At 66.0% G+C, this 12385-nt stretch carries 12 protein-coding genes; 5 read left to right on the top strand and 7 right to left on the bottom strand.

Annotated features, from left to right (window positions below; all coding sequences use genetic code 11):
* Positions 1-35 precede the first annotated feature (35 nt).
* The 6 genes from SP6_RS06115 to SP6_RS06140 all read right to left on the bottom strand — a co-directional run bounded on the left by SP6_RS06115 (position 36) and on the right by SP6_RS06140 (position 7052).
* Positions 36-662 (bottom strand): glutathione S-transferase family protein, encoded by a 627-nt coding sequence (locus tag SP6_RS06115; protein ID WP_007403419.1) that lies wholly within the window; start codon positions 660-662, stop codon positions 36-38.
* A gap of 212 nt (positions 663-874) precedes the next feature.
* On the bottom strand, positions 875-1711 hold the full coding sequence (locus SP6_RS06120) for a class I SAM-dependent methyltransferase (protein ID WP_007403475.1): 837 nt from the start codon (positions 1709-1711) through the stop codon (positions 875-877).
* A gap of 73 nt (positions 1712-1784) precedes the next feature.
* Entirely contained in the window at positions 1785-2858 is a 1074-nt protein-coding gene (recA, locus tag SP6_RS06125; RefSeq protein WP_037567466.1) for a recombinase RecA, read from the bottom strand.
* A 93-nt stretch (positions 2859-2951) separates the two neighbouring features.
* Complete coding sequence (locus SP6_RS06130; RefSeq protein WP_007403332.1) at positions 2952-3788, bottom strand: 4-(cytidine 5'-diphospho)-2-C-methyl-D-erythritol kinase; 837 nt, start codon at positions 3786-3788, stop codon at positions 2952-2954.
* A 41-nt stretch (positions 3789-3829) separates the two neighbouring features.
* Complete coding sequence (locus SP6_RS06135; RefSeq protein WP_177622992.1) at positions 3830-5368, bottom strand: tetratricopeptide repeat protein; 1539 nt, start codon at positions 5366-5368, stop codon at positions 3830-3832.
* 28 nt (positions 5369-5396) lie between these two features.
* Positions 5397-7052, bottom strand: coding sequence for an electron transfer flavoprotein-ubiquinone oxidoreductase (locus tag SP6_RS06140; RefSeq protein ID WP_007403267.1), 1656 nt, complete (start codon positions 7050-7052; stop codon positions 5397-5399).
* Between the two features lie 143 nt (positions 7053-7195).
* On the opposite strand from SP6_RS06140, the gene SP6_RS06145 reads away from it, so the two are divergent.
* The 3 genes from SP6_RS06145 (at position 7196) to moaB (ending at position 10622) form a co-directional block, all read left to right on the top strand.
* A complete protein-coding gene (locus SP6_RS06145; RefSeq protein ID WP_007403398.1) occupies positions 7196-7972 on the top strand; it encodes a uracil-DNA glycosylase in 777 nt (258 codons plus the stop codon).
* Positions 7969-9840, top strand: coding sequence for a lytic transglycosylase domain-containing protein (locus SP6_RS06150; protein WP_007403218.1), 1872 nt, complete (start codon positions 7969-7971; stop codon positions 9838-9840). Before SP6_RS06145 ends, SP6_RS06150 begins: the two co-directional genes overlap by 4 nt.
* 254 nt (positions 9841-10094) lie before the next feature.
* Positions 10095-10622, top strand: coding sequence for a molybdenum cofactor biosynthesis protein B (moaB, locus tag SP6_RS06155; RefSeq protein WP_007403627.1), 528 nt, complete (start codon positions 10095-10097; stop codon positions 10620-10622).
* A gap of 1 nt (position 10623) precedes the next feature.
* On the opposite strand, the gene SP6_RS06160 is transcribed toward moaB, so the two are convergent.
* On the bottom strand, positions 10624-10956 hold the full coding sequence (locus SP6_RS06160) for a VOC family protein (RefSeq protein WP_007403408.1): 333 nt from the start codon (positions 10954-10956) through the stop codon (positions 10624-10626).
* A 52-nt stretch (positions 10957-11008) separates the two neighbouring features.
* Here SP6_RS06160 and SP6_RS06165 point away from each other — a divergent pair, with 52 nt between their 5' ends.
* Complete coding sequence (locus tag SP6_RS06165) at positions 11009-12091, top strand: PA0069 family radical SAM protein (RefSeq protein ID WP_007403311.1); 1083 nt, start codon at positions 11009-11011, stop codon at positions 12089-12091.
* A 49-nt stretch (positions 12092-12140) separates the two neighbouring features.
* Entirely contained in the window at positions 12141-12275 is a 135-nt protein-coding gene (locus tag SP6_RS21610) for a hypothetical protein (RefSeq protein ID WP_007403274.1), read from the top strand.
* Positions 12276-12385 lie beyond the last annotated feature (110 nt).

The following is a 12385-nucleotide window of genomic DNA, read 5'->3' on the forward strand; positions in this document are numbered from 1 at the left end:
GGTGTCGACCGGGGTCGGACCATCACGCTCTTTGGTCAGGCATAGGCATAGGGCCCACCCTTGGCCAACGCCGCCTGATAAGCGGGCCGGGCATGGATGCGCTCAAGCCAGGCGATAGTGGCGGGCCGCCGCTCATCGAGGCCGGCCCGGGCGCGAGCGGCCTCCAACGGAAAGCTCATGATGATGTCCGCTGCCGTCATCTGGTCGCCCGCAAACCAGGGTGAGCGGGCGAGCTCGCTTTCGACATAATCAAGATGCCGGTCGACCATCGGCTGAAACCGCTTGATCGCCGCCTTGCCGAACAGCGGAATGCGGCTGAGCACCAGCAGGACGAAGAGCGGGGGCATCAGCGAGCCTTCGGCATAATGCAGCCAGAAGCGCCAGCGCTGCATCGCCTCGCGGTGGGCGGGGGGCCCGAGGCGGCCATCGCCTTTGCCGACCAGATATTCGATGATCGCGCCCGTCTCGGCCACGACCAGCCCGTCATCCTCGATCACCGGCGATTTGCCGAGCGGATGCACGTTGCGCAATTCGTGCGGCGCCAACATCGTCTTGGGATCGCGCTTATAGTGGCGGACCTCATAGGGCAGGCCGAGTTCCTCCAGCATCCACAGGATACGCTGCGACCGGCTATTTTCGAGATGATGGACGATGATCGTCATGCCTGTTCCCCATATGCGGCCGCGATAACGCGCGAGCTAAGAGACCGGGCCCATGGACGGCGGAAGCTCGATGCGTGGATCGATCCGAAAAATGCGTTTGCGGGGCAGCTTCGCATTCGCTTTTTGAACGAAGGGGAATGCCGCCATGCTACGCATGGCCCCCCTCCCAAGCAAAGCCTCGAAGAGGAATGGGTTCGCCGTTCGCCCTTCGCTCAGGCGGCCGCCGAAGCGCGCCAGATCCAGGCACTGGCCGGGAGGATCACCCTATCGTCGTTCCGATAGGCCAAGAGTATCTCGCGCAGGGCCGAGGTGATCCGGACGCGCTCCTCCGGTTCCGCAGCGGCCATGGCACGCGCGGCGGGGCCGATACGCGACAGGAAGGACAGCGCGTCCTCAACCGGATCGTTACCCTGCCCCGCGACATAGTCGAAGGAAACACGGGCTGCGCCTTCGGGACGCCATCCCGCCTGTTCGAGCCAATCGGAAACCTGATCGCTATCGGCAAAGGCGAAAGGCCCCGGCTCATATCCTTCGACAGGTTCGGGCGTGACGCCGATCGCCTCGTCCGCCGCCGTCGCAAAAGCATTTCGCGACCGGTCGTCGAAACAGGAAAAGACGAGGGCAGCGCCATCCTTTGCCGCCCTGCGCAATCCCGCGAAGGCCGCCACCGGATCGGCGAAGAACATGACGCCGTGGCGAGAGCAGAACAGATCGAACAGCCCTTCCCGCTCGGCCACCGCAATGGCGTCCCCGCAGACGAAACGCGGAGCATCCGGTGAAGCCTGTTCGGCCCGACGGCGTGCTAGGGCGACCAACTCCGGCGACAGGTCGACGCCAGTCACATCGAGCCCGGGCCGCGCCGCGTGAATTGCCAGGCTGGTCGACCCGGCACCGCTGCCGATATCCAGCGCTCGCCCCCGATTTGGCGCGACGCCGGCGATCGCCTTGTCGAGATGTCGCGCGAGATCGGCAAAGCTGCGCTCCGTCCGCTGCCATTCGGCCGCCCAGACATCGCCGACACGGCCTTGCCAATCCTGTCCGCTGGTCATCACCCTATCCTTTACGACCCATTGCGATCGCCCAAAGAAAACGGCCCGCCGTCACCGGCGGGCCGCATGTCGCTTAGATATCGTCCTCGGCATCGGGGCCGGTCATCATCTCCTCGGCCACCTGTTCGGTGCGCTGACGGATCGCCCGTTCCAGACGGTCGGCCATGTCCGGGTTCTCGCGCAGATAGTTCTTGGCATTCTCACGCCCCTGCCCGATCCGCACCGAGTCGTAGGAGAACCAGCTACCCGATTTCTCGACCAGTCCGGCCTTGACGCCCAAGTCGAGGATCTCGCCGATCTTCGAGATGCCTTCGCCGTACATGATGTCGAATTCGACCTGCTTGAACGGCGGCGCGACCTTGTTCTTCACCACCTTCACACGCGTGGTGTTGCCGGTGATGTCCTCACGGTCCTTGATCTGGCCGGTACGACGGATGTCGAGCCGGACCGAGGCATAGAATTTCAGCGCATTGCCGCCCGTCGTTGTCTCCGGATTGCCGTACATCACGCCGATCTTCATGCGCAGCTGGTTGATGAAGATCACCATGCAGCGCGAGCGGCTGATGGAGCCGGTCAGCTTGCGGAGCGACTGGGACATCAGGCGAGCCTGAAGGCCGACATGGCTGTCGCCCATCTCGCCCTCGATTTCGGCGCGCGGCACGAGTGCGGCGACCGAGTCGACCACCAGCACGTCGATCGCATTCGAGCGGACCAGCGTGTCGGTGATTTCCAGCGCCTGTTCACCGGTGTCCGGCTGCGACACGATCAGTTCGTCGATGTTGACGCCCAGCTTCTTGGCATAGACGGGATCGAGCGCGTGTTCGGCGTCGACGAAGGCGGCGGTGCCACCCATCTTCTGCGCCTCGGCGATGACGTGCAGCGCCAGCGTCGTCTTACCCGACGATTCGGGGCCATAGACCTCGATCACGCGGCCGCGCGGCAAGCCGCCGACGCCGAGCGCGATGTCGAGTCCGAGCGAGCCGGTCGAGATCGCCTCGACCTGCATCGTCTCCTTCTGCCCCAGCTTCATCGCCGAGCCCTTGCCGAATGCCCGGTCGATCTGGGCGAGCGCGGCGTCCAGTGCCTTTTGCCGGTCTGCGTTTGCGGTTGCCATGCCTGTTTCGATCACTTTCAGATTGGCGGCCATCAGATGCTTCCCTCGCTAGACCAACCTTATGGTCCATTCAACGCATCTGCAATGTATGCACTTTGTTCCGCGAGAACAAGATGGGAACAAAAATCAGCTCAAAAAAGTCGGCAACCCCCACCAGCCTTGCGTCATGGCGGCCCGGGCCGCCGCATCGCGCGCCTCGACAGATTCGAAGACCGCGAAACAGGTCGCTCCCGATCCCGACATGCGCGACAACACGACCCCCGGCGCTTGGGCGAGAAGCGCCAGAACCGTGTCGATCGCCGGGGCGAGCGCACGCGCGGGCGGCTCGAGATCGTTGCGCCCCGCCGCCGCCATCGCCCAGACATCGCCTTCGCCCAAGCCCCCGCGATCCACGCCGTCCCAGCGGGCGAAGACCGCCGCCGTCGATACGCCGACGCCGGGGTTGACCAGCAATACCGGCCGATCGCCGAGCGAGGCCAGCGGCTGCAACGCATCGCCCTTCCCCTGTCCCAGTGCGATGCGGCCGAGCAGGCAGGCCGGCACATCGGCCCCCAATTCGCCGGCCAGCGCGAACAGTTCCGGATGATCCACGGCCACGCCATGCAGCTTCGCCAGCGCACGCAAGGTCGCCGCCGCATCGGCCGAGCCTCCGCCGATCCCCGAGGCGACCGGCAGATGCTTGTCGAGCGTGATGGCATGGTCGCCCTCGACGCCGAACCGCGCGACGAAACCGCGCGCGGCCCGCATCACCAGATTGTCGTCCTGCACCTCGCCGGCCAAAATCTTGGCGAACGGTCCGGTCAACGTCAGACTGGTCGCGCCCGCGCGCTCCACCGTCACGACATCGCCGTCGCGGCAAAAGGCGAACAGCGTTTCCAACTCGTGATAACCGTCATCCCGGCGGCGACGGACATGGAGCGCCAGATTGATCTTGGCGGGCGCGGGCTCGACGATAACGGTCATCGCCTGCCCATGCGATGTCGGACACGCCGCGACAAGCGGGATCAGCGTGCGATCTTGGCGGCCAGGTCGGCCTGCTCACGCTCCTCCGCCGTCAGCGCCGCCGCGCGCCAAGCATAGCGCGCCTCATAATGCCGGCCGAGCGACCAATAGATATCGCCGAGATGGTCGTTGATCTCGCTATTGGCGGGTTCCGCCATCGCCGCCTGCTCGACGAGCGGAAGGGCGCGGCGCACCTGCCCCGCCTTGAAATAGCCCCAACCCAGCGAATCGGTGATGGAAGCATCCTCGGGCGCCAGCTTGCTCGCCCGTTCCAGCAGGGCCAGCGAAGCCGCCACATCCTGCCCCCGCTCGATCCGGGCATAACCCAGATAGTTGAGCGCCAGCGGCTCGTCCGGGCCGAGTGCCACCGCCTTGGCGAGCGCCGCATCCGCCTCGTCCTTGCGCCCCGCCTGGTCCAGGGCACCGCCATATTGCAGCCATGCCGCCCAGGGGAGTGCCGGATCGGATTGCGTTACCCGTTGATACCAAGGCGCCGCATCGGCCGGGCGCTTGGCGGCGATCAGTTGGTCGGCATAGACCTGCCAGTCCTCGACGGTCGATTGCTTGGCGGTCGCCAGCCCTTGCGCGAGCATCAGCGCCTCGCCCTGCCGGTCCGCCTCTGCCAACAGGCCGATACGGACGATCGCGGCGCGATGGGCAAAGGCGCCGCGCGGATCGATCCCCTCCAAGGCGGCGATGGCCGCCGTCCATGCTTCGTCCTTGGACAAGGCTTCCGCCAGCACCAGTCGGGCACGGTCGTTGCGCGGATCGGCGATCAGCGCGGTGCGGGTCAGCGCGATCACCAGCGGGCGCGGCCCTTCGCTCACCAATTCTCCCGCGACCCGCAGCAACAGGCGAGACACGCCGAAGCCCAGACTGGGCTTGGCACCGAGCGTCTTGCGGGAGGCGGATACCAAAGGATCGGTCAGCAGCGCCCGCGCGGTCGCCTCGTCCCCGCGCCCCGCGATCAGGGCTGCGGCGGCGATGCGGGTATCGGCGGGCGGGCGCGTCGCCTCCACCAACAGCCGGGCAGCCTTATCATCCATCTGCCGCGCCGCGATGGCGATCAACAGCCGGGTTTCATCCGCCAGCCGGCGGGCCACCGGTTCCTTGCCAGCCATGGCCAGTGCAGGTTCGACCGGCTGGCGCCGATCCCAGGCGGCCCAGCCGCGAAGGCTGGGCGACAGGATGCGCAGCGGTCCTTCGTCCAGCCGCACCACCGCCGCATCGAAACGCTTGGCGTCCCGCTCACGCGCGGCGATCGCAAGATCGAGCAGGGTCACGTCCATCGGCGCTACCTTCTCGGCCTCCAGCACCCGTGCCGCGCGCAGAGCCAGGGCTTCGTCGCCGCTGATCATCGCCTCGCGATAGGCGCGCACGGCGACCGCCGGATCGTCCGGCCAACCGGTCAGCGCGATCGCGAAATCATCCGCCGCCGCATGGGCCTGCCCGTCCGCCGCCGCGACGCGCGCGGCAAGATAGGCTGCGAGCGGCTCCGACGCCGCAACCGCCCGCCCGGCCCAGCCGGCGGTGATCGCCAACATCAGGATCGATGGAAAAAGCGGCCGCTTACATATTGGGATAATTGGGTCCTCCGCCGCCTTCCGGCACGACCCAGTTGATATTCTGGGTCGGGTCCTTGATGTCGCACGTCTTGCAGTGGACGCAGTTCTGGGCGTTGATCACGAACTTCGGATCGCCCTCTTCCGCGCCCACCACCTCGTAAACACCGGCTGGACAGTAGCGTTGCGCGGGCTCGTCGAACAAGGGCAGGTTGTGTTCGATCGGGACGCTGGCATCCTTCAGCGTCAGATGGACCGGCTGATCCTCCTCGTGATTGGTGTTCGACAGGAACACCGAGGACAGTCGGTCGAAGGTCAGCACGCCATCGGGCTTAGGATAATCGGGCTTCTTCACCTGATCCTTGCGCCACAGGCTCTCATGATCCGGCTTATGCTTCATGGTGAAGGGCATCTTCAGCCCGAAATGCTCGGCCCACATGGTGACGCCCGCCAAGCCCGAGCCCATCGTGTCGCCATATTTCTTGACCAGCGGCACGACGTTGCGGACGGTCGACAGCTCCTTGTAGAGCCACGACGCGCGGAACGCCTCCGGATAATCGGTCAACTCATCGCCCTCGCGGCCCGCCTGCACCGCCGCGAAGGCCGCCTCGGCCGCCAGCATCGCCGACTTCATCGCGCCGTGCGTACCCTTGATGCGCGGGACGTTGAGGAAGCCCGCCGAACAGCCGACCAGCACGCCACCGGGGAAGGTCAGCTTCGGGATCGCCTGAAGCCCGCCGTCATTGATCGCGCGGGCGCCGTAGGAGACGCGCTTGCCGCCCTTGAGCAGCTCGGCGATGACCGGGTGGGTCTTCCACTTCTGCATCTCCTGAAAAGGGGAAATGTACGGGTTGGTATAGTTCAGCCACGTCACGAAGCCGAGCGCGACCTGCCCGCCCGCCTGGTGATAGATGAAGCCGCCGCCATTGGCGTCATCCCCCAGCGGCCAGCCCTGGGTGTGGATCACCCGTCCCGGGACATGCTTGGCGGGATCAATGTCCCACAATTCCTTGACGCCCAGGCCGTAAACCTGCGGCTGGCTGTCGCGCGCCAGGTCGAACTGACGGATGATCTCCTTGGACAAATGCCCGCGCACGCCCTCGGCGAAGAAGGTGTATTTGGCGTGGAGTTCGAGGCCCGGCTGATAATCGGGCTTGTGCGTACCGTCGCGCGCCACGCCCATGTCGCCGGTCGCGACGCCCTTCACCCGGCCATCCTCATGGAACAGGATTTCGGCCGCCGCGAAACCAGGGAAGATTTCGACCCCCAGTTCCTCGGCCTTGCCGGCCAGCCAGCGACACAGATTACCCAGGCTCCCCGTATAAGTGCCCTTGTTATGCATGAATGGCGGGGTCAGCGCATGCGGCAGATTACGGTGCTTGTTCGCACTCAGAATCCAGTGGAGATTTTCGGTCACCGGCACCTCGGCCAGCGGACAGCCATCCTCACGCCAGTCGGGCAGCAGCTCGTCGAGCGCGATCGGATCGATCACCGCGCCCGACAGGATATGCGCGCCGACCTCGGACCCTTTTTCGAGAACGCAGACGGCCAGCTCAGCGCCCGCCTCAGCCGCCAGTTGCTTCAACCGGATTGCCGCCGACAGGCCCGCTGGGCCAGCGCCGACGATCACCACGTCATAGGGCATCGATTCGCGTTCGCTCATGGCATCCTCGCATCTGGTCCGCGCCGCGCATATAGCGTCCCGTTCGACGGGCTCGTCCGGGCGCGGACGGGAAACATTCTGTCCTGACAGTCGATCCGACAGATTGACGCGCACGTCAACCTTGCAGCATGGGCTAATTCGATATGGGGGCCATTCCGACGTTCGACACCGCACCGCTCGACAGTGCACTGGCGGCCAGCCTGCTGGAATGGTGGCACGATGCCGGCGTCGACCTGCTCGTCGAGGATGAACCCCGCGACTGGATGGCGGAGCCCATCCGGCCGGTCAGCTTCGCACCGCCATCGGCGCCACAGTCACCGGCCGCACCGCATCCCTTGGCCCCGATCCTGACGCCGGCCGCGGCGCAATTGCCCGATACGCTGACGGCATTTTTGGAATGGCGCCTGTCCGATGCCGCGCCCGAGGCGTCCTGGGACGGCATTTCGCTGACCGCGACGGGCCCTGCCGATGCCACGCTGATGGTGCTGGTCGATTGCCCCGATCGCGATGACGGCGAAGCGGGGCAGATCCTGTCCGGCGCGCCCGGCCGGTTGTTCGACCGGATGCTGGCCGCGATCGGCCAGTCGCGCGAGACCGTCCACCTCGCCTCCGTCTGCGCGCGGCGGCCTCTCGCCGGCCGCACCCCGGCCGATCTGGAAAGCCGGCTGGCCGAGATTGCCCGCCATCATGTCGGGCTGATCCGCCCGCGCGGGCTTCTCCTGCTGGGCAATGCGGCGAGCCGTGCCGTCCTCGGGACCGAATTAACCAGCGCACGCGGACATTTGCATGCTGTTGACCATAAGAACGGCAAAAGTCAGGCGGTCGCCAGTTTCCATCCGCGTTTTCTGATCGAAAAGCCGATGGCCAAGGCGGAAAGCTGGAAGGATTTGCAGTTGCTCATGGGGGACTTGGCGGAATGAAGCTGGGCTACGCTGTCGGACGCACGCTGGCGATCGGGGCCCTGCTGGCCACCGGAACAGCGATGGGCGGGGCCGCGATGGCCGACCCGCTCGACACCGCCAGCACCCGCAGCCCCGCCGCGCTGAAGGCGCCGCCCAGCATCCCCGCGCTTCTCGATGCCGAACAGAAGGCCGGTTACGCCCGCGTCTTCGCAGCGATCCGCGACAGCCGGTGGACCGATGCGCAACTGCAGCTCGATGCGCTGAAGCCCGGGCCGCTCCACGCCATCGCGCGCGCCGAACTCTATACCGCCAAGGGATCGCCCAAGGTCGATGTCGAGCGGCTGGTTGCACTGCTCAACGAAGCGCCTGAGCTGCCCCAGGCCGAACAGCTCGCACGCCTTGCTCGGTCGCGGGGCGCGCGTGACCTGCCGCCGCTGCCCGAGACGCACACCCTGATCTGGCAGGACGGCGCCCCCCGCCGCATCCGTGCCAAGAGCGTGAAGAGTGACATGATCGCCGCCGACTTGGCGGTGAAGATGCAGCCCTTCGTCAAGGCCGATGACGGCGCCTCGGCGCAGGCGCTGCTCGAATCGACCTCCGGCCTGTCCTCCGACGCGCTGACCGAGTGGCAGCAGCGCGTGGCCTGGATGTATTTCCTGTCCGGCGACGACGCCAATGCCCGCGCCATGGCGACCAAGGCCGCCAATGGCTATGGCGACTGGGCGATCCAGGGCCGCTGGACCATCGCCCTGTCGGCGTGGCGGCAGAATGACTGCCAGACCGCCGAAACCGCGTTTGAGGGCACGGCGGCGCGTGCGACCGATGTCGATCTGCGTGCGGCGGCGCTGTACTGGGCGGCGCGCGCGGACATGGTGTGCGGGCGCCCCGACCGGATCGAGGGGCGGCTACGCACCGCTGCCCAGTATCGCGAAAGCTTCTATGGCCAGTTGGCGCGTCAGGCGCTCGGCATGCAGGGCCAGCGCGAACCGCGCGGGCAGCTCGTCGCGACCGATTGGGCCGCGCTCGATCGTCGTCCCAATATCCTGGTTGCCGCCGCCCTCGTCGAAATCGGCGAGACCGATCTGGCCGATCAGGTCATCCGCCAGCAGGCCCGGATCGGCCAGCCGACCGAATTCCGCAGCCTCGTCCGCCTCGCCGAATCGCTCGACCTGCCCGCGACCACCGTCTGGCTGGCGCATAACTGTCCCGCAGGCGTCACCGCGACCGCCGAGGCGCGCTATCCGACGCCCAGTTGGACGCCCGACAGCGGCTGGCGTGTCGAAAAGGCGCTGGTCTATGCGCACACGCTTCAGGAAAGCGGCTTCCGCAACAAGGTGGTCAGCCCGGCGGGCGCCTATGGCCTGATGCAGATCATGCCGGCCGCGGCAACCGATTTCGCGCGTGAACGCGGTGTGTCGATCGACCGTTCGGCGCTGACCAAGCCGTCGACCAATATGGATATCGGCCAGCGCCATCTGGAGCGATTGCGCGATATGACCACCGTGACCGGCGGCCTGCTGCCCAAGGTGATCGCGGCCTATAATGCCGGTCCCAAGCCGGTCGGTGAATGGAACAGCCTGGTCCGCGATGGCGGCGATCCGCTGCTCTACATCGAGAGCATCCCCTATTGGGAGACGCGTGGCTATGTGACCATGGTCCTGCGCAACTACTGGATGTACGAGAGCCAGACCGGCAAGGCCAAGTCGCCCAGCCGCGCTGCGCTGGCGCAGGGGCTGTGGCCGCGCTTTCCCGGATTGCCGGGGGCGTCGGCGGTGCGGCTGCAACGCCCCAATGTTGCGCAGGCGAGCGTCGCGCCCAGGACGACGATCGCACTGAATGCGACGGTCAGCCCGCAGTCGAATACGGCGCTGCCCCAAGCGAATTGATCGGATACGGGCCGGAGGGATTCCCTTGGCCTTCGACTTCGCTCAGGCTGAACGGTGGCCGGGAAGCATGCAGAGGCAAGAATAAGCGGCCGAACCTCCGTTCGCGCTGAGCGAAGTCGAAGTGCATGCCCACGCTGCGGTTGGACGCAGAACCGGCTTCGCGCCATAAGCAACCTACCTCCGTTCGCGCTGAGCGAAGTCGAAGGCCACGCCCCACCCGCCCCCAAAACCCGCCACCGGACGTTCCACCCGCCATGCCGATCGATACCACTCGCAATTTCACCCCCGTCCGCATCGCGGTCCTGACCGTCTCCGACACGCGCTCGCTGGCGGAGGACCGTTCGGGCGACACGCTGGTCGGCCTTCTGACCGAGGCCGGGCACGAACTGGCCGAGCGCGCCATCCTGCGCGACGATGCCGATCATATCGTCGCGCAGCTTCACCGCTGGATCGATGATGAGAGCATCGACTGCATCCTGACCACCGGCGGCACCGGCGTCACCGGCCGCGACGTTACCCCCGAGGCCGTCGAGCGAGTCGCGACCAAGATAATCCCGGGCTTCGGCGAACTCTTCCGCTGGCTCAGCTTCCAGACGATCAGCACCTCGACCATCCAGTCGCGGGCCTGCGCCTGTGTCGCGCGCGGCACCTATATCTTCGCGCTGCCGGGCTCGACAGGGGCGGTCAAGGATGCCTGGAACGGCATCCTGCGCGACCAGCTCGACAGCCGCCACCGCCCCTGCAACTTCGTCGAACTGATGCCGCGCCTGCTGGAGCGCTGATTTACGCGGGCTGCATCGCCGCGAGTTCATGCCCGTCGATATCGCGGAAGTGAAACCGCCGCCCGCCGGGAAAAGCGAAGATCGGCACGACGATGACGCCACCCGCCGCCTCCACCGCCGCAAGCGCCGCTTCCAGATCGTCGACGCGAATGACCGGCGAAGGCGCCTTGACCTTCTCCGGCGCGGCGTCGAGCCCGACATCCGTATCCCCGCTCATCGTTGCGGCATAGTCGGGTCCGAAATCGGTGAAGGTCCAGCCAAAGGCCTCCGCATAGAAGCGCTTCGCCGCCGCCCGATCCCCGACCGGCAATTCCAGATAGTCCAACCGCGCCATCTCTACCTCCATCGTTCTTGCTATGTTCCGAAAGCTGCCCTAGTTTCGACCGATGGGCAAGCCGGATCAGCCGAAGCGGGCGCAACGGGGCGCGACGGTCAACGCCATTAGCCGCCGCTTCGCGCTCCCCGAGAGTATCGCCGACGGGGACTGGCTCGATGCACAAAGCACCATTGACGGCTCACCGCCACCGTTGCGAACGAGTGTCACGGTCGAGCAGGCACGTACGATCCTTAGCCGCAACAGCTCGCCGGACGTGCCGTTCGACCGTTCGATCAACCCATATCGCGGTTGCGAACATGGCTGCATCTATTGCTTCGCCCGGCCGACGCATGCCTATCACGACCTGTCGCCAGGACTGGACTTTGAAAGTCGGTTGTTCGCCAAGCCCAACGCGGCTGAACTTCTGCGGGTCGAGCTGGCCAAACCCAGCTACCGTGTCGCGCCGATTGCGCTGGGCACCAACACCGATCCCTATCAACCGATCGAGGGCGAATGGCGGATTACCCGCGCGATCTTGCAGGTGCTGGCCGAAACCAATCATCCGGTGGCGATCACCACCAAGTCCGACCGGATCGTGGGCGACTTGGATATATTAGGGTCGATGGCGACCAAGGGGCTGGCCACGGTCTGTATTTCGGTTACGTCGCTTGATGCCAAGGTCGCGCGTACGGTCGAGCCCCGCGCGCCCACGCCTGAGCGACGGCTGGCCGCGGTGGGGAAATTGGCCGCGGCAGGCATCCCGACCTATGTCTCGATCGCACCCGTCATTCCGGCGATTACCGATCACGAGATCGAGCATCTGGTCGCTCGCGCAGCGGAAGCGGGCGCGCGTCATGCCTTCTTCATCCCGGTTCGCCTGCCGCACGAAGTCGCACCGCTGTTCCGCGCCTGGCTGGACACGCATTTTCCCGAACGGGCAGGCAAGGTGATGGCGATCATCCAGAGCTTGCGTGGCGGGCGCGACAATGATCCGGATTTCTTTACCAGAATGCGGGGTCAGGGGCCTTGGGCGGACCTGCTGCGGGTCCGCTTTCACCGCGCCTGTCGGCTGCATGGGCTCAATCGGGATCGGCCGATGCTCGACACCAGCCAGTTCCGCCCGCCCAAAGGTCCGCAAGGTGAGCTGTTTTGAGGATCGCGCTGGTTCTCCAAAGCGTTATGCCGCCTGAAGGAGAGAGTGAATGATCAACGATCCCGAACAGACTCAGCCGGAGCAGGTCCCGAACGAGGATGAAGCCGATAGCTCGGGCGGCGGCTATGGCAATCACGGCGACGCGGGCGAAGAAGAGCAGGATCGACGCGAAGTCGGTGGCTGACACCCCCGCGAAGATTTGTTTCGATAAAATTGCCACCCCAGCGCAGGCTGGAATCGTGCAATGGGTTTGCGCCTTCGCTCCAGCCTGCGCCGGGGCAAAGGCGCGGTGGA

Source organism: Sphingomonas paucimobilis NBRC 13935, assembly GCF_000739895.2.
Taxonomy (GTDB): Bacteria; Pseudomonadota; Alphaproteobacteria; order Sphingomonadales; family Sphingomonadaceae; genus Sphingomonas; species Sphingomonas paucimobilis.

What these genes read in the sequence shown, in the direction of transcription:
- SP6_RS06165 (WP_007403311.1), top strand. Translation starts at nt 11,009, where the DNA reads ATGGGCAAGCCGGATCAGCCGAAGCGGGCGCAACGGGGCGCGACGGTC.
- SP6_RS06115 (WP_007403419.1), bottom strand. Translation starts at nt 662, where the DNA reads ATGACGATCATCGTCCATCATCTCGAAAATAGCCGGTCGCAGCGTATC.
- SP6_RS06120 (WP_007403475.1), bottom strand. Translation starts at nt 1,711, where the DNA reads ATGACCAGCGGACAGGATTGGCAAGGCCGTGTCGGCGATGTCTGGGCG.
- SP6_RS06140 (WP_007403267.1), bottom strand. Translation starts at nt 7,052, where the DNA reads ATGAGCGAACGCGAATCGATGCCCTATGACGTGGTGATCGTCGGCGCT.
- SP6_RS06145 (WP_007403398.1), top strand. Translation starts at nt 7,196, where the DNA reads ATGGGGGCCATTCCGACGTTCGACACCGCACCGCTCGACAGTGCACTG.
- moaB (WP_007403627.1), top strand. Translation starts at nt 10,095, where the DNA reads ATGCCGATCGATACCACTCGCAATTTCACCCCCGTCCGCATCGCGGTC.
- SP6_RS06130 (WP_007403332.1), bottom strand. Translation starts at nt 3,788, where the DNA reads ATGACCGTTATCGTCGAGCCCGCGCCCGCCAAGATCAATCTGGCGCTC.
- recA (WP_037567466.1), bottom strand. Translation starts at nt 2,858, where the DNA reads ATGGCCGCCAATCTGAAAGTGATCGAAACAGGCATGGCAACCGCAAAC.
- SP6_RS21610 (WP_007403274.1), top strand. Translation starts at nt 12,141, where the DNA reads ATGATCAACGATCCCGAACAGACTCAGCCGGAGCAGGTCCCGAACGAG.
- SP6_RS06160 (WP_007403408.1), bottom strand. Translation starts at nt 10,956, where the DNA reads ATGGCGCGGTTGGACTATCTGGAATTGCCGGTCGGGGATCGGGCGGCG.
- SP6_RS06150 (WP_007403218.1), top strand. Translation starts at nt 7,969, where the DNA reads ATGAAGCTGGGCTACGCTGTCGGACGCACGCTGGCGATCGGGGCCCTG.